Consider the following 21,181-nt stretch of genomic DNA (forward strand, 5'->3'; position numbering starts at 1 on the left):
CGTCGAGAATGCGATCTGCATCCGATGTGAAGAGAAACGAACGTGATATGAGGCTATCCCATTTGCTGATCACTCCACGCGCCTACTGCGATCGACCATTGACGCGCTGACACAGATGGAAAGACCCGATCTGCTTGCCACTGCGCTCACTCTCATGGTGAGCGACATGCGGCATGCTCCTATACGAGTTTTAGGACTGCTTCATTAGCAATTCGTGAATTGCATTTCCCGCCTTTTAAGGAGCTGCATAATTTTTGTTCGAATGCGCACAGATTGGCCATTCCTCAACGAATCGTGGCTTCCTTTCATCCGAATTCGCCTCAAGCCCGATCTGTAGCCGAGACGGCGTACAGATCTAGCATCAATCGATCAACTGACGGCGGATGGCTTCGGCAATGGCCTGCGTGCGATTGGCTGCCCCCACCTTGCGGGTGGCATTCTTGATATAGGTGTTGACGGTATCGACCTGATATCCGCTCTCCTGCGCGATCTGCTCGCTGGTGAGGCCTTTGGAGGCCAGTTTCAGACACACCATTTCACCGGATGACAGGCGCAGCGCCGAAGCCGCGAAACGCTCCATCAGCGGTCGTGTCACGGCCGTGTGTGTCGATTGCGCGATGGCACCGAGAAAATCGATCTCATCTCTCTCAAATGGCACGGATCGGGTAAAGCCGACGCAGCCATACATGTCCTCACCCCGACGAATCGGAAACAGGAGACGGTTCTTGACGTTAAACGTATCGAGCAGGTAGGCGAGTCGCGGGGCAAGCTTGACACCCTGCAACACCTCGCTTTCGATCACGACACCTTCGGACAGTTTGGCACGCTCGATGAAGGGATCGGTGAGATGGAACTTCTCGTCGTAGTACGATTCGATGAAGGCTGGCGGGAAATCGGTGTCGATGGAATGCCCGGTTCCAAAGCGGAAATTGTCGATGTCCAGGCCGCTCACCATCACGTAATCGAACGCAACCGCCTTGCGCAGCCTTGCGGTGAAGGGGTGATTGTGTATGAACCGATGCCGGGGCACGGATGCTAGATCGACATACTGATCCAGATCGTCTGCACGACGGAAAATCGGGCTGGTCACCATGATACACCTAATCAAATCAAGGATGTCTGTCCTGGGCACGTCTTAAAGGGCGCAAGAGGGACAAATGGTTACGGAATCAAGCGGCTCCAAACCTGAACCACAATCGCATCGGATATAGCGCGCAGGCAACGTCTCAACAATAAGTTAGCGTTAATGAATCCCTTCTAATGTATCTCAACTGCGCGCTGCCGCCTCATCCTGGAGTTGACGATGACTACCCCCGAGACGTTGAAGGACCTGAACGAACGCCTGGATTTTGCCGGCCTGAATGAACCGGCGCGTCGTGTGCTTTCGGAGATGCAGCCACTGATCCGCCAGGCGATCGGACCTGCGCTGGATGACTTCTACGACAAGGCCAAGAAGCATCCGCACACAGCCTCCTTCTTCTCCTCTGCGGGGCACATTGCGCATGCAAAGGCACGACAGGAGCAGCATTGGGCAGCAATCGCGTCCGGGAAATACGACGCGAGCTATGTCGATGCCGTCTCAACGGTCGGCCGCACCCATGCGAGGCTCGGATTGGAGCCTCGCTGGTATATCGGCGGCTATACGCTGATCCTCGAAGGGATCATCAAAGCTGTTGTCGCGTCGGAACTCAAAGGCTTCCTGCACGCCAAAAAGGCAAAGACGGTTGAAGAGAAGATCTCCGCCGTCGTCAAGGCCGCCCTGATCGACATGGATTATGCCATTTCCGTCTATCTCGACGAACTGGCCGCCGCCCGCAAGAAGATAGAGGATGAACGTCAGAAAGCGGCCCTTGAACAGGAAACGGCGCTTGCTGCCCTCGACAGGGCTCTGCGCAATCTGTCCGACCGCAATCTCAATTTCCGTATGACGGAGCAACTCTCGGACGGCTTCTCCCGGATCAAGTCGAACTACAATGAATCGATCACCGAGTTGAACGGTGCGATGCTGGAAATTCGCGGCGCCGTGGCCCAGGTGCTGGCGGAAATCGGAAGCATCTCTGGTGCCACCGACGACATGGCCAAACGCACGGAGCAGCAGGCCTCCGCGCTGGAGCAGACCGCAGCCGCGATCGAGGAGATCACGACGATTTCCGCGTCCGCCGCTCAGCGCACGGCCGAAGTTCAGACGGTTGTGCGCGAATCCGCCGAGGAAGCGGTGCGTTCCGGCAAGGTCGTTGAAGAAGCGATCAGCGCCATGGGACAGATCGAAGGGTCGTCACAGAAGATGACCCAGATCATCGGCGCGATCGACGAAATTGCGTTCCAGACGAACCTCCTGGCCTTGAATGCCGGCGTCGAGGCGGCGCGTGCCGGCGAGCAGGGCAAGGGCTTTGCCGTCGTTGCTCAGGAGGTTCGCGAACTTGCCCAGCGTTCGGCTGCCGCGGCGAAGGAAATCAAGGAGCTGATCGATCAGTCCGCCGCAGACGTCAATCGCGGCGTCGACCTCGTCAACCGCACAGGCAAGGCCCTGGTGACGATCGGCGACCGGGTCAACACCATCAGCGAACACATCAGCTGGATCGCCCAGTCGGCGCGGGAACAGTCCTCCGGTATCGACGAGATCAATGCGGCGATCCGCAGCATCGACCAGATCACGCAGCGCAATGCCGCCCTGACGGAAGAAACCAACGCCTCGACGCAGAACCTTGCGGGGATCAGTTCCGGCCTCTCCGAACTGCTGTCCCGCTTCAAGACGTCGTCGTCACACGAGCAGGCCCGCCACGAGGATCGCGAGCGGCGGAGTGCCTGACGGCGCTTGCCAGCGTTTTAGATAGGCGCGCCCTCGGGCGCGCTGGCATTTGCGAGGTCCGAAAAAGCCCTTAATTCTTTCGGTCAGCGGTTGTCATAGTAGATCTTGGCCATAGTTACCGGGTGAGAAGACCGGTTCCCAACACGCCAAATCGAAAGGATCCTTCCGATGAAGAGGCTGTTTCGCAACGCGATCGCCGCTGCCGCCCTGACGCTGACCGCACCGTTGGCTCAGGCTCAAACGCCCCCGAACGTGCTGATCGTCGGGCAGATTGCCGAGCCGCAATCGCTCGATCCGCATGTCGCAACCGCGACCAATGACTTTCGTATTCTCGTCAACATCTATGACGGGCTGGTGCGCTTCAAAAGCGGCACCCTGCAGGTGGAACCGGCGCTTGCCGAAAGCTGGACCGTGTCCGACGATGGCAAGACCTACACCTTCAAGCTTCGGCAGGGCGTCAAGTTCCATGATGGAAGCAATTTTGACGCCGAAGCGGTGAAGTTCAACTTCGACCGCATGCTGGACGAGAACCATCCATTCTACAACACAGGGCCCTTCCCGCTCTCGTTCAACTTCGCAGCGGTGGATCAGGTCAATGTCGTTGATCCGCAGACCGTCGAGTTCAAGCTGAAGGAAGCGTTCGCGCCCTTCCTGTCCAACCTCGCCTATCCGACCGGTCTCATCGTCTCGCCCGCCGCCGTGCAGCAATACGGTAAGGATTTTGGCCGCCATCCGTCCGGAACGGGTCCGTTCAAATTCGTGGAATGGCAGTCGAACCAGCGCGTCGTGGCGGAGCGGAATGGCGACTACTGGAATGAGGCGCCGGCACTTGAGGCCGTTGTTTTCCGACCGATCACCGATTCCAACACCCGCGTCGCCGAAATGATGGCCGGTGGCATCGACGTGATGGTGGAGGTTCCGCCGGACAATATTGCGACTTTCCAGAACGATCCGAATTTTGCCGTCAGCGAACAGGTCGGGCCGCATGTCTGGTTCAGCATTCTCAACACCAAGGAAGGCCCGTTCAAGGACAAGGCCGTCCGCCAGGCGGCAAACTATGCCGTCAACAAGAAGGGCCTCGTCGATAACGTGCTTCAGGGAACGGCGACGGTGTCCGCCGGGCCGATCGCACCGGCTTTCGACTGGGTGAAGTCTTCGGTCGAACCCTATCCGTATGATCCGGAGAAGGCAAAACAGCTGCTGGCGGATGCCAAGGTCGAGGATCCCAGCCTGACTTTCTACATCACCGAAGGCGGCTCCGGCATGCTGGATCCGGTGACCATGGGCGCCGCCATCCAGGCGGATCTCGAAGCGGTGGGCTTCAAGGTCAAGATCGAGACCTATGAGTGGAACAGCTTTCTCTCCCGCGTCAATACGGGTCTGGAAGGCAAGGCCGACATGGCCGAAATGGCCTGGATGACCAATGATCCGGACACCCTGCCCTATCTGGCGCTGCGCACCGCCGCCATGCCGGACAAGGGCGGCTTCAATTCGGGCTACTATTCCAACCCGGAGCTCGACACGATCCTGGAGAAGGCACGCACCTCGACCGATCAGGCAGAACGCGCCGCGTTGTACGGGCAAGTGCAGCAGATCGTCCATGACGATGCACCCTGGCTCTTCGTTGCCAACTGGAAGCAGAACGCGGTGACGCGCGCCAATGTGCAAGGCTTCACGCTAGAATCCTCCTTCCTGCTGAATCTCCGACAGGTCAGCAAGTAAGTGAAGATTGTCCGGAGGTAGTTCATCGCAGAGCCACCTCCGGCAGATCCCGCTGGAGTGCCATGACACGTTATATCGCCAAGCGCCTGCTCTCGGTCATCCCGGTCCTGTTCGGTCTGTCCATCATTGTTTTCCTGGTGATGGCGCTGATCCCGGGCGATCCCGCCACCGCCATTCTTGGCTCCTATGCGACGCCGGAAAATGTCGAGCGGATCAACCGTGATCTCGGTCTCGACAAGCCGCTGGTGCAGCAATACCTGATCTGGATCGGCAATGTGCTGCAGGGCGATCTCGGACGGTCCTACATTCTCAACCGACCGGTGCTTGCGGAGGTGAGTGAACGGTTCGGCGCAACACTGATTCTGGCGGGCACCTCGCTTGTGCTGTGCTCCATCATCGGGCTTCTCGCTGGCGTCGTCTCCGCTGTGCGCCAGTATGGCTGGGCCGATCGGATCATCACCTTTGTCGTGCTGGCCGGCATTTCGATGCCCTCCTTCTGGCTTGGCCTTCTGCTGATCCTCGGTTTTGCCGTGAACTGGCGGCTTCTGCCACCCAGCGGCATGTATGCCGTCTATGGCGGCGGCGACCTGCCGGATCTGCTGCGTCATCTCATTCTTCCGGCGCTGACCCTTTCCGTCGTTGCCGCCGGTGTCATTGCACGTCTCACCCGCGGCGCCATGCTGGAAGTGCTGCGGCAGGATTTCATCCGCACGGCGCGCGCCAAGGGCCTTTCCGAACGCAAGGTGGTCTACGGCCATGCCTTCCGGGCGGCCATCGTCGGCGTCATTCCGGTGATCGGCATCCAGGCCGGCTTCGTGCTGGGCGGCGCGGTCTATATCGAGACGGTTTTCCAGTGGCCGGGCATCGGCGCCATGCTGGTCAAGGCGATTTCGACCCGCGATATCCTGCTGGTCCAGGGCGGCGTTCTGGTGGTTGCCGCAAGCTATGTCCTCTTCAATCTCGCCGCCGATGTGGTGCAGACCCTGCTCGACCCGAGGATCCGCGCATGACGGACAGCTTTGTCGACCTTTCCACGCCCCCACAAGCAAGCCGCATGTCGCCGCTCAGGCTTCTCGTTCAGAGCCGGCTTGCCGCAGCGGGTCTTGTTCTGCTGATCCTGATCGGCCTCGTCATTCTCTTCGCGCCTCTCCTGCCGCTTGCAGATCCCAATGCCACGGCGCCTGCTCAACGTCTGCTCAGACCCTTCAGCGAGGGCCACCTTCTCGGCACAGACCAGCTGGGCCGCGACATCCTGAGCCGGCTGATCTGGGGCAGCCGCGTCTCGATTGCCGTCGGCTTTGCGGCGACACTGTTTGCCGCCATCATCGGATCGGCGATCGGCCTCGTCTCCGGCTATGCGGGCGGGCGTACCGACAATGTCCTGATGCGCGGCATCGACATGCTGATGGCCTTTCCCTACATCCTGCTGGCGCTTGCCATCGTGGCAGCCCTCGGCCCTGGCCTGATGAACGCGCTCTATGCCATCGCGATCGTCAACATCCCCTTCTTTGCGAGAAACGTACGGGGTGTGACCCTTGGTCTTGCCCATCGTGAATTCGTCGATGCCGCCCGTCTCTCCGGCAAGAGCCCTCTCTCAATCCTCGCGACAGAAATCCTGCCAAACGTTCTGCCGGTCATCGTCATCACCATGTCCACCACCGCGGGATGGATGATCCTGGAAACTGCGGGCCTCAGCTTCCTCGGCCTTGGCGCGCAGCCGCCGCAGGCGGATCTCGGCTCCATGCTGGGAGAGGGTCGCGCGCAGCTCTTCACCGCGCCGCATGTCTCGATCGTGCCGGGCGTGATGATCTTCCTCATCGTGATCAGCCTGAACCTCGTTGGCGACGGCGTGCGCGATGCGCTCGATCCGCGGCTGAAATCCGGCGCGCTCGGCCGCCCCGGTCCGGTCACGGCCATTGCCAGGCACCGCAAGACGCATGAAAGGCGTGAACAAGGTTCCGTCCTGTCGATCGACGGCCTGGATACCGGTTTCCAGAGGGGGGCGCACTATGTGCCGGCCGTACGCAATGTCTCCCTGTCCGTCTTGCCGGGCGAGTGCCTCGGCCTGATCGGCGAAAGCGGTTCGGGAAAAAGCGTGACGGCGCTGTCGGTGATGGGGCTCGTCGCCTCGCCGCCCGGCCTGATCCGCAACGGCTCCATTCATCTGGGTGATGAGGATGTGCTCTCCATGCCGGAGAACCGGCTGATTGCCTGCCGCGGCGCAAGGGTTGCCTATATCTTCCAGGACCCGCTGACGACACTGCACCCCACCTACACCATCGGCCAGCAGGTGGCCGAAGCCATTGCCGCGCATCAGTCGCTCGGACGCACCGAGCTGAGGGAGCGCGCCATTGCGCTTCTGGAAAAGGTGCAGATCCCCGATGCCCGTGCACGAGCCGACCACTATCCGCACCAGCTCTCCGGCGGCCAGCGCCAGCGGGTCGGCATCGCCATGGCGCTCGCCAATGACCCGGACGTGATCATCGCCGACGAACCGACAACGGCGCTCGATGTCACCGTGCAGGCCGATATCCTGAAACTTCTCAAGGACCTGCAGCGCGAGCGGCAGATGGCTCTTCTCTTCATCACCCATGATTTCGGCGTGGTCTCCGAGATCTGCGACCGGGTGGCGGTAATGAAGGATGGTGAGATCGTCGAGACGGGCGAAACAAAAACCGTTCTGAACCGGCCGCAGCACGCCTACACGAAACGGCTGATCGCCTGCGTGCCGGAAATCGGCGAGGGCCGCCGGTTTCTGCGCCGCGTCGCAAGCCTGTTCGACGGATCTTCGGCAAAGGATGGCGCAGCATGAGCGAAACTGCCATTCAGGTCCGCGACCTGACAAAGACATTCGGTGGAAAATCGCGGCTGTTTGGCGGCGCCTCGCATGAGGTGAAGGCGCTGACCAAGATCTCGATCGATCTGAAGAAGGGCGAAACGCTCGCCGTCGTCGGCGAAAGCGGTTCGGGAAAAAGCACGCTCGCCCGCATTCTCGTCGGGCTGGACACACCGACCTCCGGCATGATCGAGATCGCTGGCCAGACGGCGGAGGCGTTGCGCAAGGAAGGGCCGAAAGCCTTTGGCAAAACCGTGCAATACGTGTTTCAGGATCCGGTTGCTTCGCTCAATCCGCGCAAGACGATCGCGCAGATCCTCGACACACCGCTTGCCCTGCTTGCCGGTTACGCGAGCGCGGAGCGGAAACGGCGCATGCGCGAACTGATGCACGCCGTGGACATGCCCGAGGAGGCGCTCGAGCGCTATCCGCATGAAATGTCCGGCGGTCAGGCGCAGCGCATGGCGATTGCCAGAGCGCTCGCGGCAGAGCCGGAGATTCTCGTGCTGGACGAACCGGTGAGCGCGCTCGACGTGTCGGTCCAGGCGCAGGTCCTGCTTCTCTTGCAAAAGCTGAAGGACGACCTCGGCCTCAGCTACCTGTTCATCAGCCATGACCTTGCCGTCGTCGAGGCGATTGCCGATCGGGTAGCGGTGATGCATTTCGGCGAGATCGTCGAACTGGAAGAGGCAGGGCGGCTGTTTCGCGAGCCCGTGCACCCCTATACCCAGAAGCTCATTCGCAGTGCCCCGCGGATTGCCCGCTGATCCTCAGAGAAATTCGAGCGTGATCAGGGTGAGCACGAGGTAGCGGCTCATCTTCGAGATCGTGATGAGGATGACGAACGTCACCAGCGGCACGCGCAGGACGCCGGCCATGATGGTCAGCGCATCGCCAATCACCGGCAGCCAGGCGGCCAGCAGCGACCACTTGCCATAACGATTGTACCAGGCTTCGGCCTTGACCAGCTTGTCTTCCGAGACCGGAAACCAGCGCTTGTGGCGAAAGCGGTCAATGCCGCGGCCGAGCCCCCAGTTGACCACCGAGCCGCTGACATTGCCGATGCCGGCGGCGAGCAGCAGCGCCCACACGGGATAGTGCCCGCTCAGGATCAGCCCGACCAGCACGGCCTCGGATTGCGCCGGAAAAATGGTGGCCGCCACGAAGGCGATGCCACACAGACCGAGATAGACGAGGATATCGGGAGGCAAGGTGAGACAGGATCCGCCTTTGGAGACTGCGGGCCCATGCCCGCTTGCGACCTCCATAGCGCCAGTCGGCGGGCGTTCACAAGCCGCCGACCATCACGATACGATCAATGCTGATCGATTTTCGCCTCCCGCACCGACCGTGCGGCGCGCTCCAGTTCAGCCCAATCCGCTTTCTGTGGTGCAAAGCGCGCCCGGAGATAGGCGGTCAGTTCCGCGACCTGACGATCCGAAAGACTGTCGGCAAAAGCCGGCATCGACATCACCTCCGCATCCGCCGTGTGACGGGCGGCAAGGCTTGCCGGTGCATCGGCGCCGCGGAAGATGGCATTCAGCACATTCGTTGGCTTATCGCTGTGCAGATTGCTGTTGAGGGCGAGGTTCACCAGCGGCGTCCCGCCCGCATGGCAAGATACACAGGCTCCCTCGAAGATCCGCGCGCCTTCTGGATAGGCCAGCCGGGCTGCATCGGCAGCGGCATCTGAATCCAGAATTGCGGTTTGGCGCTGAGACGCGGCGGTCTCCGAAGAGACGGACGGCGAGAGGTCTGCAAGATAGGTCGCCATGGCGGCGATATCCGCATCCGGCAGCGCCGAGAGCGAGCGGACGACCTCCGCCATCGGGCCCACCGCACTCCCGTGATCGGCGGCATGGCCATGCCGGAGATAGTCGAAGAAGGCGCTTTGCGTCCAGGCAACCGGCCCAGCCCGCGCAGCGTTCAGCGCCGGCGCCTCATACCCATCGGCAAAGCCACCGGCGAGGTGTGCGGCTCCCTGCCGTTCGGCGCCGAGCGCATTGCGGTCACTATGGCAGGCGGAACAGTGGCCGAGGCTCTCGACCAGATAGGCGCCACGGTTCCAGACCTCGCCCTTCACCGGATCGAAGGGGACCTTCGCCGCATCAAGATAAAGCCCGTTCCAGCCCGCCATCAACGGCCGGATGTTGAACGGCGCCTTGAGCTGCGTTTCCGGCGCCGCGGAGGCAGCGGCGGGCGATGCCATCAGATAGGCATAGAGATCCTGCAGGTCACCGTCACTCGCATGCCGAAAGGCCGTGTAGGGATGCACCGGGTAGAGATGCGAGCCATCTTGGGAAATCCCCTCCCGCATCGCCCGCTCGAAGGCCGCATAGGACCAGGAGCCGATGCCGTGGCTGGCGTCCGGCGAGATGTTGGCCGCATAAACCGTGCCGAAGGGTGTCTCGAACGCACGCCCGCCGCCGAGCGCTGCAGAGTTTACATCGGTGTGACAGGTATTGCAGCCGCCAACCGCGGCAACCAGCCGACCCCGCTCGATGCTGGCGGCACTGAAGAGGGCCGGGTCCGGTCGCTGGATGGCGGCGATCGTCGGCCGCCAGGGGGAAAAGGTCGCCAGGCCCCCGAGGGCGATCCCGGCAATCCCCGCAAACCCGAGACCGAAGCGGAACAGTCGCTTGCCGCTCTCCTTCCGCCGCTCGCGTTTTACCTGCCGCTCCTGTCCATTCAGCCCCGCCAGCACCCGGTCGGGCGTCAGCGGCAATTCGCGAAACCGGACACCCGTCGCATCATAGATCGCGTTGACGATCGCGGCGGCACTGGGGACCGAGGCCGATTCCCCGACGCCGAGCGGCGGCTCGTCCGGCCGCGGGATCATCAGCACGTCGATATCCGGCACCTCCTCGAAGGTGAGGATCGGGTAGCCGCCCCATTCCACGCTCTCGACCGCCGTCTGCGTGAAGCGGACCTTCTCTTTCAGCACCCGGCTGACGGACTGGATGACATTGCCGTGGATCTGGTGGCGCACGCCCTCCGGGTTGATCATCAGCCCGGAATCCTGGCCGACCGTCACCTTGGTCACGGCCACTTCGCCGGTACGGCGGTTGACGGCCACATCCGCCACCCAGGCAGACCAGGCCGCCGGCACGCCGGGGAACTTGCCGTGAATATAGACCGCATAGGCAAAACCGCGGCCATAGAGGAGATCGCCCTCGCCGCCTTCACTGCCAAAGCGGGTGCGGGGCTGCCAATCCGCCTTGTCCGCCACGGCGCGGACGAGATCGGACGCTCTCGGATCGGTTAGGTAACGCAGGCGGTATTCGACGGGATCGACGCCGGCGGCAGCCGCCAGTTCATCGAAGAAGCACTCATGCGCAAAGGTGTTCGGCATCGCCGAGACGCCGCGAAACCACGAGGCCCGCGCGATCGGCGGCATGTCATGCACGGCAATGCGCATATTGCTGACCGCATAGGGCGGAATGGCGGTGCGATCCCCCATCTCCACCGTCTCGTTTCCGGAAACCTTGCCCGTCAGCACCAGCGCCAGCGTCGGCGAGAGGTTGGACGGATAGCGCGTCTCGAAATCATAGGCGATCGGCCCGCCCTCGAGATCGAGCCCACCGCGCACATCGACCACCTGGGCGGCCCCTTTCGGCTCCCAGCCGTGTTCCTGTTCGCGGGTCAGCTGCACACGCACCGGTCGGCCGACAGCGCGCGACAGGAGGGCGGCATCCGCCGTTACGTCGTCGGCGCAATTGCGGCCGTAACAGCCGGCCGCTTCATAGCGTTCGACAACGATCCTCTCCTCCGGCATCTCCAGGAGGAGTGCCAGATCGCGGCGCATGAAATGCGGGTTCTGCGTGCCGGACCAGACAACAAGTTGGTCTTCGCGCCAGTCGGCCACCGCACAGGACGGGCCGATCGACCCGTGCATCTGGTAGGGCCAGACATAGCTACGCTCCATGCGCGGCGAAGCCGAGGACAGCGCCCGCTCGATATCGCCCTCATTGCGCAGGATGCGGGTCTTGGCCGGATTGGCGCGCAGCGCCTCCTCGAATTCGTTCAGGTCTGGTCGGGCTGGGGGTTCACGCCACACCACCTTCAGACGCCGTGCCGCGAGCGCCGCCTGTTCCTCGCGGGTGGCAACCACGCCGATGAAATCGCCGATGGCAATGACGCCGACCAGTCCGTCGATCTCGGCAACCGACGCTTCATCGATGGCGATCAGGCTGTTGCCGACCCCCTCTCCGTGATCGTAGCCGACATAGGGCGGGCGGATGACCCGACCGTGCAGCATGCCCGGAACCCGCACGTCATGCACATAGGTCCAGTCGCCACGCGCCTTGGCGGCGATGTCGTTGCGCGGTTGCGACTGGCCCACCAGCCGATAGGCCTCGACGGGCTTGGCCGGCGCGGACGGATCGATATCGATGCGAACATGCTCGCCGCGGATCAGTTCGCCATAGCTCACCGCAAAACCATTCGCACGGATGATGCCATCCTCGACCGACAGACCATCCGTCGCAAGGCCCGACCGTTCGGCTGCCAGTGCAAGCAGATAGGTCCTGGCCGAAGCGGCGGCGAGACGCAGTGGCTTTGCCGCGATCTGGATGGTTTCGCTGGCAATCGTCGGCCCCTGGTCCGGCACGGCGCTCGTTGTGCCCAGCACCATCTCCACCCGATCGAAGGCGATATCCAGTTCTTCGGCCACGATCTGCGCCAGCGCGGTTCGGATACCGGTTCCGAGATCCACATGGCCGTTGAAGGCGATCACAGCGCCATCCGCCTTCAGCGCCAGATAGATCTCCGGATCATTGCTGCTGCCAGGCCTAGTGACGAGCAGGATGTCCGAAGCCGTCAAAAACGCGTCACGCGTGACTTCGCGCAATCCAGTCATGGGGTGGCCGCCCTCTCCTGCTCCTGATGCGACGACAGGCGTTCAGCCGCCAAAAGATCGCGTGCACGCCGCACCGCCGCCAGAATTTCCATGTGGGTGCCGCAGCGACAGAGATGGCCGCGCAGGGCGGCGCGGATCTCGGCCTCGCATGGCGTCGGGTTCTTGCGCAGCAGCGCCACCGTCGCGATGATCATGCCGTTCAGGCAGTAGCCGCACTGGGCCGCCTGCATCTCGGTAAAGGCCCGCTGCACCGGATGCGGCTCGCCGCCGGAAGACAAGCCCTCAAGCGTCGTCACGGCACGCCCGTCGAGCGCGCCGATCTTTGTCGCGCAGGACCGCACGCAGCGATCATCCACGAGCACGGAACAGGCGCCGCACTCGCCCAGCCCGCAACCGAATTTCGGTCCGTTGAGCGCGCAGTCGTTGCGGAGGATGAAGAGCAGCGGCGTCTCAGGCGCCACTGCGAAATCGTGTGTTTCGCCGTTGATGGTGAGGGTTACCGGGCCGCGTGCCATTGCTCGCCAGCCTCGTCGGCGGGACATCGCGCGCACCTCTGCCCTTGGGTCCCTTGCGGGAGGAAGGTCAGGATTGCGTCGTTCCCCTTTTGGTTTTTGTCGGTCGCATCCATAACGAGAATGCTAACAGGAAATCATTCGCACGCAAATGATTTCTTCCGCCGCACGAGACGCGGATATCTCAGCAGATCTTGCGGATCAGGAGGGCCAGTTGCTCGCGCTCTTCCGGCGTCAGGGGCGCCATGGTTTCATCCGTCACAGTCCTTGCCGCCTCGAGGTTCCGCGCGATCGCAGACTCACCATCTGCCGTCAGGGAGAGGATCAGGCGCCGCCCATCTTCCGGGTCAGGCGCCGTCGCCACATAACCGCGCGCCACCAGCCGATCGACAACGCCCTTGATGGTCGCGGCATCCATCGCCGTTTCGCGCCCGAGCAAATTCTGCGAGGTCGGCTGGATTTCCTGCAGCTTTGTCAGCGCCGACCACTGGGTGGTCGTCAGCCTGTCGCCCATCAGGCTGGCAAACAGTGCGACATGGCGCTGGTTTGCCTGCCGGAGCAGAAAACCGATCTGCTGATCGACCCGGTAAGCCTTCGCCTGCTTCGGCCGCCGTGTGTTCTTGGCGCCTGTCTGATCGTCCGCCATTCCGCATCCCTTTCGCGCCGCGCGTCCTAGCGGTTTACGTCTCACCCGCCATTTGTCAACGGATCGGCAAGCGGCGTTACGGAAGGAATTTCCTCGATAACCCCCGCTTGACAGCCATCGGAAGCAGGATCACTATTCGTTTGCATACAAATAAAATGCGTCTTCCCCGCGGGATCGGCAGCCTTGCTTGCCACGATCTTGGCCGAGGATGACCCGAAGGGGACATGCGATGGTGAAGCAGCAGGTGGAAAGCGCTGTGAACGGCAAGATCCGTTGCGATGCCTGTCCCGTGATGTGCTACATTTCCGATGGCAAATCCGGCGCCTGCGACCGCTATGCGAACATAGGTGGCGATCTCGTCCGCGTCGATCCGCTGACCATTTTGGAAAACAGTCTGAGCGATGGCGGCAAGGTGGTTGCCTTCCTGCCCGAAGGCGGCAAGCCGGACTGGGATGGCGACATCGTCCACGCCAACGCGACCTTCGTGACCGCCGTCGGCGCCGGGACCACGTATCCGGATTACAAGCCCGCCCCCTTCATCGTCTCGCAGAAACAGAACGGCATCGACATGGTGACGGTCGTCACCGAGGGCATCTTCTCCTATTGCGGTGCCAAGGTGAAGATCGACACCGACCGCTTCATCGGCCCCGAAACGGCGGCGGTGCGGGTGGATGGCGAGCCGGTCGGCCATGTCACCACCGGCGAATACGGCTCGCAGATGCTCTCGCTCGGCGGCGTTCACCATCTGACCGGCGGCTCGAAAAAGGAGGGCCGCGTCACCTGCGATACGCTGATGCGCCTGTGTAACCGCGAGCGCGTCGAGATGGTCGTCGATGGCGGCGCCACGCTTCTGCTGCAGGCAGGCTGTCCCCCCGTCATCAATGGCGTCGAGGAAAGCCGGATGCGCGTCGGCTGCGGTTCGGCGACGATCGGAATGTTCGCCAAGCAGTGGAAGAACATGGTGGACGAGGTGGTGGTGGTCGACGACCACATCACCGGCGTGCTGTCCGAGCACCAGGCGGGCAAGCTGCTCGATGTCCAGCCGACCGGCATCAAGATCAAGGGCCGGCGCTCGACGCCCGGCCGCTATTTCCAGGTGGCCGAGCCCGGAACCGGCTGGGGCGGCACGAACATTTCCGATCCGCTCGCCATTCTGGGGGATTTCGACGCCAAGGTTGCCTATCCGGGGCTGCGGCTGCTGATGGTCTCCACCACCGGCGACCAGTACGGCTATTACATCCTCGACGAAAACCTGCAGCCGGTGCTGCAGACCATCCTGCCCGCCGCCATTCAGGAAACGGTCGATGTGGTGGCCGAAAACTGCGAACCGGCCATGGTCTCGGTCCTCTTCATGGGCGGTGCGGGCGGCAGCCTGCGCGCCGGCGTCACCACCAATCCGGTGCGGTTGACGCGCTCTGTCCGCGATGCCCTCGCCTACGTCTCCTGCGGCGGGGCGCCCGCCTATGTCTGGCCGGGCGGCGGCATCACTGTCATGGCGGACGTCATGCAGATGCCGAGCAACAGTTTTGGCTACGTGCCGACGCCGGCGCTTGTTGCGCCGATCGAATTCACCATGCGGCTTGAGGATTACCGGACGCTCGGCGGTCACATGGAGGCCGTCATCCCGATCGAGGAGGCGGTGGAACTCGCCGAACGGCGGATTGCCCCGCTGGTGCCAGGCGCCTGGCCGATGGCGGAGCGCAATTTCAAATGGGGCACGGGCGGCTGAGGGCGCGGCGATGAACGGACCGGTAGCGTGCTATCTGGACGGATCCGAGACGGGACGGCTGCACCTGCAGCACGGCCCGATCGATCTCATCATCGGCGTCGATGGTCCACGCGCCACGCCTCAGCAGATCCGCCATGCCCAGCAATGCGCCTGGAGCCGCTTCCAGACCATTTTGCCGGAACTGGTGGATGAACTGCGGCTGCTGAAAGCACCCACAACGCCGGACGGACCGAACGCCCGGGGCAGGACAGCCCGCCGCATGCTGGAGGCTGTCCGCCCCTTTGCCGCCAACCACTTCATCACGCCGATGGCGGCGGTGGCCGGTGCGGTGGCGGACGAGGTGCTTGCCGCCATCCGCTTTGGGTTTTCCCCGGACGACTGTCCCGAGCGGATCTTCGTCAACAATGGCGGGGATATTGCCTTCCACCTTTCGGGAGAGGCGGAATTTTCCGTCGGCATCGCCCAGGAAGATGGAACAGGCCTCGGTCGCTTCAGGATCACCGCCAACGAGCCGGTGCGTGGTATAGCAACGTCCGGGCGCGGCGGGCGGTCGCTCTCTCTCGGCATTGCCGATAGCGTGACCGTTCTGGCAAACGATGCCGCAAGTGCCGATGCGGCCGCCACCATCATTGCCAATGCCGTCGATCTGCCGGGCCATCCCGCCATCCGCCGGGCGCCGGCTTCCTCGGTCAAGGATGACAGCGACCTTGGCGACCTTGCCGTTGTCATTGAGGTTGCTCCCCTCCCCGCCGACGAGATTGCAAGGGCGCTGGAGAGCGGACAAGAGATGGCCGAGCATCTGATCCACCGCGGCCTTATTACCCGTGCCGCTCTTTTTCTGCAGGGGGCGCACCGGATCGCGGCCCCTCCTCCCGCCCAATTTCCCATGACAGCCCGACTGGAGTTGAGACCTCATGCCTGAACCGATTGTCCGCAAGATCGTCACCATCGTTGAAGACATCCTGCACGAGGGTGGGCCGAAGGTGGAGCGTCCGCTGAAGCGCGGCGCCATCCTGGCCGTCATTCACAATCCGTTTGCCGGCGCCTATCACGAGGAGATCGCCGGCTTCATGAAGGATCTGGAGCCGCTCGGCCTTGAGATGGCGAAGAAACTGATCGACGCCCTGGGCGGCGAGCCGGCCTCCATCGAAGGGTATGGCAAGGGTGCCATTGTCGGCCAGGCCGGCGAGTTGGAACACGGGGCACTCTGGCACGTGCCAGGCGGCTATGCGATGCGCGGCGCGCTGGGCGAAGCCAAGGCCATCGTTCCCTCCACCAAGAAGGTCGGCGGCCCGGGAACACGGCTTGACGTTCCCGTTACCCACATCAACGCGTCTTATGTCCGCAGTCATTTCGATGCGATGGAAGTGGGCGTGTCTGACGCACCGCGGGCGAATGAGATCGTGCTGGCACTGGTCATGACCACGGGCGCCCGCATTCATGCGCGTGTCGGCGGCCTGAAAGCCGAGGAGATCAAGGGCGAGGATGGCTTGAGATGAAGGCCGAGATCCGCAAGATCGCCGTCTTTGTCGAGGAGATCCATCGCGAGATGGACCGTCCCGTCACGCCTGCGACCCGCAAGGCGTCGGCCGTCGCCGTCATCCGCAACCCGTTTGCCGGTCGTTATGTTGAGGACCTTCAGGATCTGATGGAGATCGGCGCCGAACTCGGCGGGCTGCTGGGGCAGCTTTGTGTGCAGGCGCTCGGCATCCGACCGGATCAGGCGGAGAGCTACGGCAAGGCCGCGATGGTGGGGGAAAACGGCGAACTGGAACATGCCGCCGCAATCCTGCACCCCTCACTCGGCAAGCCGCTGCGCGAGGCGGTGGAAAAGGGGGCGGCGGTCGTTCCCTCCAGCAAGAAGCGCGGTGGGCCGGGCCAGGTTCTCGATATTCCGCTGGGCCATAAGGACGCCGCCTATGTGCGTTCGCATTTCGACGGAATGGAGGTTTGGCTGAACGATAGTCCGCGTGCCGACGAAATCATGGTGGCCGTCGCCGTGACCGACAGCGGCAGGCCCCTGCCCCGTGTCGGCGGCCTGCAGGCAACCGAGATCGAAGGAAAGGATGGGCTTCGCTAGAGCCCACCTGATGCTTGACAGCTGTCAAGACGACTGACACATTCGTTTGCATACAAATAAAAAGGGAACAGCCGTGTTACATCAGCGCGTCATCGCGAACGACACCCGGACTCCGTCTCCACGCCAGTCGATCGTCGCCGGCATCGATGTGGGCGGCACCTTTACCGACCTCGTTCTCTTCGATGCCACGAGCGGCCGGGTCCGCCTTGCCAAAACCCCGACCACGCTCGACAACCAGGCTTTCGGCGTCGTCAACGCGCTGGAAGCGGCAGAGGCCGACATTGCGGCGCTCGATCTCATCGTGCACGGCACGACGACCACCACGAATGCGGTGCTGGAGCGCAACCTGTGCAGGACCGGCCTTATCACCACCATGGGCTTCCGGGACGTGCTGGAACTCGGGCGCCGCACCCGCCCGAACGCCTACGGCATGAAGGGCGAGTTCCGGCCGATCATCCCCCGCGACCTGCGCCTGGAAGTGCCCGAGCGGCTGGACACGCGCGGCAACGTCATCACCCCGCTCGACGAGGAAGCTCTCCGCGCCGCTGTCCGGCAGCTTGTCGATCTCGGCTGCGAGGCGCTCGTGATCCATTTCCTGCATGCCTATGCCAACCCGGCGCATGAACTGAGGGCCGGCGAGATTGCCGCGGGGATTTGGCCGAACGGCAATATCACGCTTGGCCATGCGCTTCTCTCCGAAAGCCGGGAATACGAACGCGGCGTAACCGCGGCGGTGAACGCATCCGTGCAGCCTCTGTTGCGCCGATACGTGGAGCGACTGGCCGATACGCTGGCGGCGCGCGGTTACCGCCACGACGTGCTGGTGATGAACGGCAATGGCGGCATGGTCTCGGCCCGGCATGTGGCGAAGGAAGCGGCAAAGACGGTGATGTCCGGCCCGGCCTCCGGCGTCATGGCGGCTGCCTTCACCGGTCGGCGGGCCGGCATGCCGAACCTCATCACCTACGACATGGGCGGCACCTCGACGGATGTCGCCCTGATCCGCGATGCGGAGCCGACCGTGTCGAACGAGATCGAGGTGGAATATGCCATGCCGATCCATGTGCCGATGGTCGATGTGCGAACCGTCGGCGCCGGTGGCGGATCGATCGCCAGGATCACGGCGGCGGGTCTCCTGCAGGTTGGGCCGGAAAGCGCCGGCGCCAAACCCGGCCCCATCTGTTATGGCCGCGGCGGAACGAAACCGACCATCTCGGACGCCAACCTCCTGCTCGGTCGCCTGAACCCAAGCCGCCTGAACAGCGTTCCGGGCGGCATGACGCTCGATCAGATCAAGGCGATCTTCCAGGCAGAGCTCGGCGACCGGCTGGGTATCGACGCGATCGCAGCAGCAGATGCCGTCATTCGGGTGGCCAATGCCCGGATGTCGGATGCGGTGCGGATGGTCTCGGTCAGCCTCGGCGAAGATCCGCGCGATTTTGCTCTCTTTGCCTTCGGTGGCGCCGGCCCTTTGCATGCAGCCGCCATTGCCCGCGAACTCGGGATTCCCAAGGTGCTGGCACCGTCACGCCCCGGCATCACCAATGCGCTCGGCTGCATCGTCGCCGATCTACGCCATGATTTCGTCCAGACCGTCAACCGGCCGCTGGCGAGCGCCGACATGCAGGCCGTGCACGCGATCTTCGCGCGCCAGAGCGCCGATGGCCGCGAGTTGATCGGCAAGGAGGCTGTGACGATCCGCGAAATCCGCGAAATCCGCACCGTTGATATGCAGTTCATCGGCCAGACGCATCTGCTGCGGGTGGCTGTACCGGACGCGACGCCGACGCGCGAGGATCTGCAGCGGCGGTTCGAAGAGGCCTATTTCGCCCGCTTCCATGTCGAACTGCCGGAAATTCGCGCCAATCTCGTCAACGTCAACACCTCCGTCATCGGCCGGCGCGAGGAGATCGACCTGTCGGCCCTGATCGACGCCAGCGGACGCAAGGCCACGCTTGAAGACGCCCGCACCGGCTGCCGGCCCGTCTGGTTCGGCCGCTTTATCGACACGCCCGTCTACTGGCGCGATTACCTGCCGCAGGCAGCCACCATCGCCGGCCCCGCCATCATCGAACAGATGGACACGACCATCCTGATCGAGCCGGGCGATGTCGCGCATCAGGACCACGACGGCAACATCATCATCACGATCGGGGGCGCCGCATGAGCATCGATCCGATTACGCTCTCCGTCATCCAGTCCGGTCTGCAGCAGGTCTGTGACGAGATGGACCTGTCCTTCTCCCGCGCCGCCTTTTCCCCGGTGATCGCGGAAGCCAACGACCGGTCGGACGGCATCTATTCCGCCGTCGATGGCTCACTGATTGCGCAAGGGTCGAGCGGCCTGCCGGTCTTCGTTGGCGTGATGCAGTATTCGACGCGCGTGCTGATCGAGATGATTGCCGCCGGCAAGGCGGCCGCGCCGCAGCCGGGCGACATCTACATCGTCAACGACCCCTATCTCGGCGGCACGCACCTGATGGACGTGCGCTTCGCCATGCCGGTCTATCGCAACGGACACATCTTCTGCTGGCTCTCCAACACCGGCCACTGGCCGGATACCGGCGGCGCGGTGCCGGGCGGCTTTTCCGCCTCAGCAACCTCGGTCGAGCAGGAAGGGCTTCGGCTTCCGCCCGTGCGACTCTTCAAGCAGGGTGTGCTCGATCCGGAAATCTACGCGATCATCTGTTCCAACATCCGCGTTGCCGACCAGCGGATTGGTGACGTGAAGGCACAGGCGGCCGCCCTGCTTGTCGGCGAGAAGCGTCTGGTCCGACTGCTCGACCGGTATGGTGACGATACCGTCACCGAGGCCATCGCGGAACTGCGCGTGCGGGCAAGCCAGCAGATGCGCACCAACATCCGCCTCATCCCCGACGGCACCTACACCTCCGTCGCCTATGTGGACAGCGATGGCGTCGTCAACGAACCGCTCGAAATCCGGCTGGCGATTACGGCGCGTGATGGCGAACTCAGCTTTGATTTCTCCGACTCCTCGAAACCCTGCCGCGGCCCGATGAATTCGGTGCTCGCCACCACGCTCTCCTCCGTCTACCTCGCCATGCGCCACATCTTTCCGGACGTGCCGATTTCGGCCGGAGCCTTCGAGCCGCTGACGGTCATCCGTCCGGAAGGCACGTTTCTCGATGCCCAATATCCGAGACCGGTCTCCGGCTGTGCGGCGGAGGTCAGCCAGCGGATTGCAGAAGCCGTCTTCTCCGCCCTCGTGGAGGCTCTGCCGGACCGGGTCACGGCCTCACCCGCCGGCAGTTCCGGCAATTTCGCCCTCGGGGGCTTCGACCCGGACCGCGGCCAGAATTTTGTGATGTACCAGATTTCCGGCGGTGGCTACGGCGGCAATGCCGATCATGACGGTCTGGCAAACGGGTGTTCGACCATCGGAATCTCCAAGGCGCCGCCGGTGGAGATCATGGAACAGCAATATCCCGTACTCTACCACCGCTATGCGCTCCGGGAAGGTTCGGGCGGCGCCGGAAAACATCGCGGCGGCTTCGGACTCGATTACGAGATTGAATTGCGCCGTGGCGAGGCGACGGCGAGTTTCGTGATGGATCACGGACGTTTCGGCCCGCCGGGGGCACTGGGCGGTGCAGATGGTGCGCCGAACACGGTTACCCTGACGCGCAACGGCACCCGCATGACGCCGGACCACCTGTCGAAGGCGCAGGATATTCCCCTGAAACCCGGCGACCGGGTGCGCGTGCAGACGCCGGGCGGCGGTGGATATGGAGACCCGTTTACCCGGTTGCCGGAGGCGGTGGCCGAGGACGTCCGCCTGTCGCGCTACAGCATCAGCGACGCAAAGACGATGTTTGGCGTCGCATTAAAGCCAGACGGTTCTGTTGACGCAGACGGGACGAAGGCATTACGAGCGGAGGCAGAAGCGGCCTGAGGACAGGCCTTGCGGAGGCAGCCGCCCATGCGCGCAAGCGCGACCATGGCCAGAGCTTTTCGCAGCGGAGACGTGAT

16 protein-coding genes are annotated in these 21,181 nt (G+C 63.2%); 11 read left to right on the plus strand and 5 right to left on the minus strand.

The window, feature by feature from the left end:
- Positions 1-361: 361 nt before the first annotated feature.
- Positions 362-1,090, minus strand: coding sequence for a helix-turn-helix transcriptional regulator (locus G6N78_RS19640; RefSeq protein WP_234906050.1), 729 nt, complete (start codon positions 1,088-1,090; stop codon positions 362-364).
- A gap of 213 nt (positions 1,091-1,303) precedes the next feature.
- Here G6N78_RS19640 and G6N78_RS19645 point away from each other — a divergent pair, with 213 nt between their 5' ends.
- From G6N78_RS19645 to G6N78_RS19665, 5 genes are all read left to right on the plus strand, one after another.
- A complete protein-coding gene (locus G6N78_RS19645) occupies positions 1,304-2,809 on the plus strand; it encodes a globin-coupled sensor protein (RefSeq protein WP_165222836.1) in 1,506 nt (501 codons plus the stop codon).
- A gap of 168 nt (positions 2,810-2,977) precedes the next feature.
- The gene (locus G6N78_RS19650; protein ID WP_165222839.1) at positions 2,978-4,531 is read left to right on the plus strand and encodes an ABC transporter substrate-binding protein; all 1,554 of its coding nucleotides are present in this window, start codon (positions 2,978-2,980) and stop codon (positions 4,529-4,531) included.
- 62 nt (positions 4,532-4,593) lie between these two features.
- Positions 4,594-5,541 carry an ABC transporter permease gene (locus G6N78_RS19655; RefSeq protein ID WP_165222842.1) on the plus strand — a complete coding sequence of 316 codons (948 nt, stop codon included), beginning with the start codon at positions 4,594-4,596 and terminating at the stop codon, positions 5,539-5,541.
- Positions 5,542-5,585: 44 nt separating this feature from the next.
- Complete coding sequence (locus tag G6N78_RS19660) at positions 5,586-7,343, plus strand: dipeptide/oligopeptide/nickel ABC transporter permease/ATP-binding protein (RefSeq protein ID WP_370691554.1); 1,758 nt, start codon at positions 5,586-5,588, stop codon at positions 7,341-7,343.
- On the plus strand, positions 7,340-8,134 hold the full coding sequence (locus G6N78_RS19665; protein ID WP_165222848.1) for an ATP-binding cassette domain-containing protein: 795 nt from the start codon (positions 7,340-7,342) through the stop codon (positions 8,132-8,134). The genes G6N78_RS19660 and G6N78_RS19665 overlap by 4 nt, the downstream gene beginning before the upstream one ends.
- A 3-nt stretch (positions 8,135-8,137) precedes the next feature.
- On the opposite strand, the gene G6N78_RS19670 is transcribed toward G6N78_RS19665, so the two are convergent.
- The 4 genes from G6N78_RS19670 to G6N78_RS19685 form a co-directional block, all read right to left on the minus strand.
- The gene (locus G6N78_RS19670; protein WP_234906051.1) at positions 8,138-8,578 is read right to left on the minus strand and encodes a YqaA family protein; all 441 of its coding nucleotides are present in this window, start codon (positions 8,576-8,578) and stop codon (positions 8,138-8,140) included.
- Between the two features lie 104 nt (positions 8,579-8,682).
- The gene (locus tag G6N78_RS19675; RefSeq protein ID WP_165222854.1) at positions 8,683-12,225 is read right to left on the minus strand and encodes a molybdopterin cofactor-binding domain-containing protein; all 3,543 of its coding nucleotides are present in this window, start codon (positions 12,223-12,225) and stop codon (positions 8,683-8,685) included.
- Complete coding sequence (locus G6N78_RS19680) at positions 12,222-12,767, minus strand: (2Fe-2S)-binding protein (protein ID WP_370691539.1); 546 nt, start codon at positions 12,765-12,767, stop codon at positions 12,222-12,224. Before G6N78_RS19680 ends, G6N78_RS19675 begins: the two co-directional genes overlap by 4 nt.
- A gap of 154 nt (positions 12,768-12,921) precedes the next feature.
- Positions 12,922-13,383 carry a MarR family winged helix-turn-helix transcriptional regulator gene (locus tag G6N78_RS19685; RefSeq protein ID WP_165222857.1) on the minus strand — a complete coding sequence of 154 codons (462 nt, stop codon included), beginning with the start codon at positions 13,381-13,383 and terminating at the stop codon, positions 12,922-12,924.
- Positions 13,384-13,612: 229 nt separating this feature from the next.
- Between G6N78_RS19685 and G6N78_RS19690 the strand changes: the two genes are divergently transcribed.
- The 6 genes from G6N78_RS19690 to G6N78_RS19715 all read left to right on the plus strand — a co-directional run bounded on the left by G6N78_RS19690 (position 13,613) and on the right by G6N78_RS19715 (position 21,104).
- A complete protein-coding gene (locus tag G6N78_RS19690) occupies positions 13,613-15,112 on the plus strand; it encodes a 6-hydroxynicotinate reductase (protein WP_165222860.1) in 1,500 nt (499 codons plus the stop codon).
- Between the two features lie 10 nt (positions 15,113-15,122).
- A complete protein-coding gene (locus tag G6N78_RS19695; protein WP_165222863.1) occupies positions 15,123-16,034 on the plus strand; it encodes a UPF0280 family protein in 912 nt (303 codons plus the stop codon).
- Complete coding sequence (locus G6N78_RS19700; protein WP_165222866.1) at positions 16,027-16,611, plus strand: amino acid synthesis family protein; 585 nt, start codon at positions 16,027-16,029, stop codon at positions 16,609-16,611. Before G6N78_RS19695 ends, G6N78_RS19700 begins: the two co-directional genes overlap by 8 nt.
- On the plus strand, positions 16,608-17,192 hold the full coding sequence (locus G6N78_RS19705; protein WP_165222868.1) for an amino acid synthesis family protein: 585 nt from the start codon (positions 16,608-16,610) through the stop codon (positions 17,190-17,192). The genes G6N78_RS19700 and G6N78_RS19705 overlap by 4 nt, the downstream gene beginning before the upstream one ends.
- Before the next feature lie 91 nt (positions 17,193-17,283).
- On the plus strand, positions 17,284-19,359 hold the full coding sequence (locus tag G6N78_RS19710; RefSeq protein WP_165225253.1) for a hydantoinase/oxoprolinase family protein: 2,076 nt from the start codon (positions 17,284-17,286) through the stop codon (positions 19,357-19,359).
- The gene (locus tag G6N78_RS19715; protein WP_165222871.1) at positions 19,356-21,104 is read left to right on the plus strand and encodes a hydantoinase B/oxoprolinase family protein; all 1,749 of its coding nucleotides are present in this window, start codon (positions 19,356-19,358) and stop codon (positions 21,102-21,104) included. Before G6N78_RS19710 ends, G6N78_RS19715 begins: the two co-directional genes overlap by 4 nt.
- The last annotated feature ends 77 nt before the right edge of the window (positions 21,105-21,181 follow it).

It is taken from the genome of Allorhizobium pseudoryzae, from assembly GCF_011046245.1.
Classification (GTDB): domain Bacteria; phylum Pseudomonadota; class Alphaproteobacteria; order Rhizobiales; family Rhizobiaceae; genus Neorhizobium; species Neorhizobium pseudoryzae.

Excerpts from the sequence above, each read along its gene's own strand:
- G6N78_RS19645 (WP_165222836.1), top strand. The coding sequence starts at position 1,304 with ATGACTACCCCCGAGACGTTGAAGGACCTGAACGAACGCCTGGATTTT.
- G6N78_RS19650 (WP_165222839.1), top strand. The coding sequence starts at position 2,978 with ATGAAGAGGCTGTTTCGCAACGCGATCGCCGCTGCCGCCCTGACGCTG.
- G6N78_RS19655 (WP_165222842.1), top strand. The coding sequence starts at position 4,594 with ATGACACGTTATATCGCCAAGCGCCTGCTCTCGGTCATCCCGGTCCTG.
- G6N78_RS19660 (WP_370691554.1), top strand. The coding sequence starts at position 5,586 with ATGTCGCCGCTCAGGCTTCTCGTTCAGAGCCGGCTTGCCGCAGCGGGT.
- G6N78_RS19665 (WP_165222848.1), top strand. The coding sequence starts at position 7,340 with ATGAGCGAAACTGCCATTCAGGTCCGCGACCTGACAAAGACATTCGGT.
- G6N78_RS19675 (WP_165222854.1), bottom strand. The coding sequence starts at position 12,225 with ATGACTGGATTGCGCGAAGTCACGCGTGACGCGTTTTTGACGGCTTCG.
- G6N78_RS19680 (WP_370691539.1), bottom strand. The coding sequence starts at position 12,767 with ATGTCCCGCCGACGAGGCTGGCGAGCAATGGCACGCGGCCCGGTAACC.
- G6N78_RS19685 (WP_165222857.1), bottom strand. The coding sequence starts at position 13,383 with ATGGCGGACGATCAGACAGGCGCCAAGAACACACGGCGGCCGAAGCAG.
- G6N78_RS19690 (WP_165222860.1), top strand. The coding sequence starts at position 13,613 with ATGGTGAAGCAGCAGGTGGAAAGCGCTGTGAACGGCAAGATCCGTTGC.
- G6N78_RS19695 (WP_165222863.1), top strand. The coding sequence starts at position 15,123 with ATGAACGGACCGGTAGCGTGCTATCTGGACGGATCCGAGACGGGACGG.
- G6N78_RS19700 (WP_165222866.1), top strand. The coding sequence starts at position 16,027 with ATGCCTGAACCGATTGTCCGCAAGATCGTCACCATCGTTGAAGACATC.
- G6N78_RS19705 (WP_165222868.1), top strand. The coding sequence starts at position 16,608 with ATGAAGGCCGAGATCCGCAAGATCGCCGTCTTTGTCGAGGAGATCCAT.
- G6N78_RS19715 (WP_165222871.1), top strand. The coding sequence starts at position 19,356 with ATGAGCATCGATCCGATTACGCTCTCCGTCATCCAGTCCGGTCTGCAG.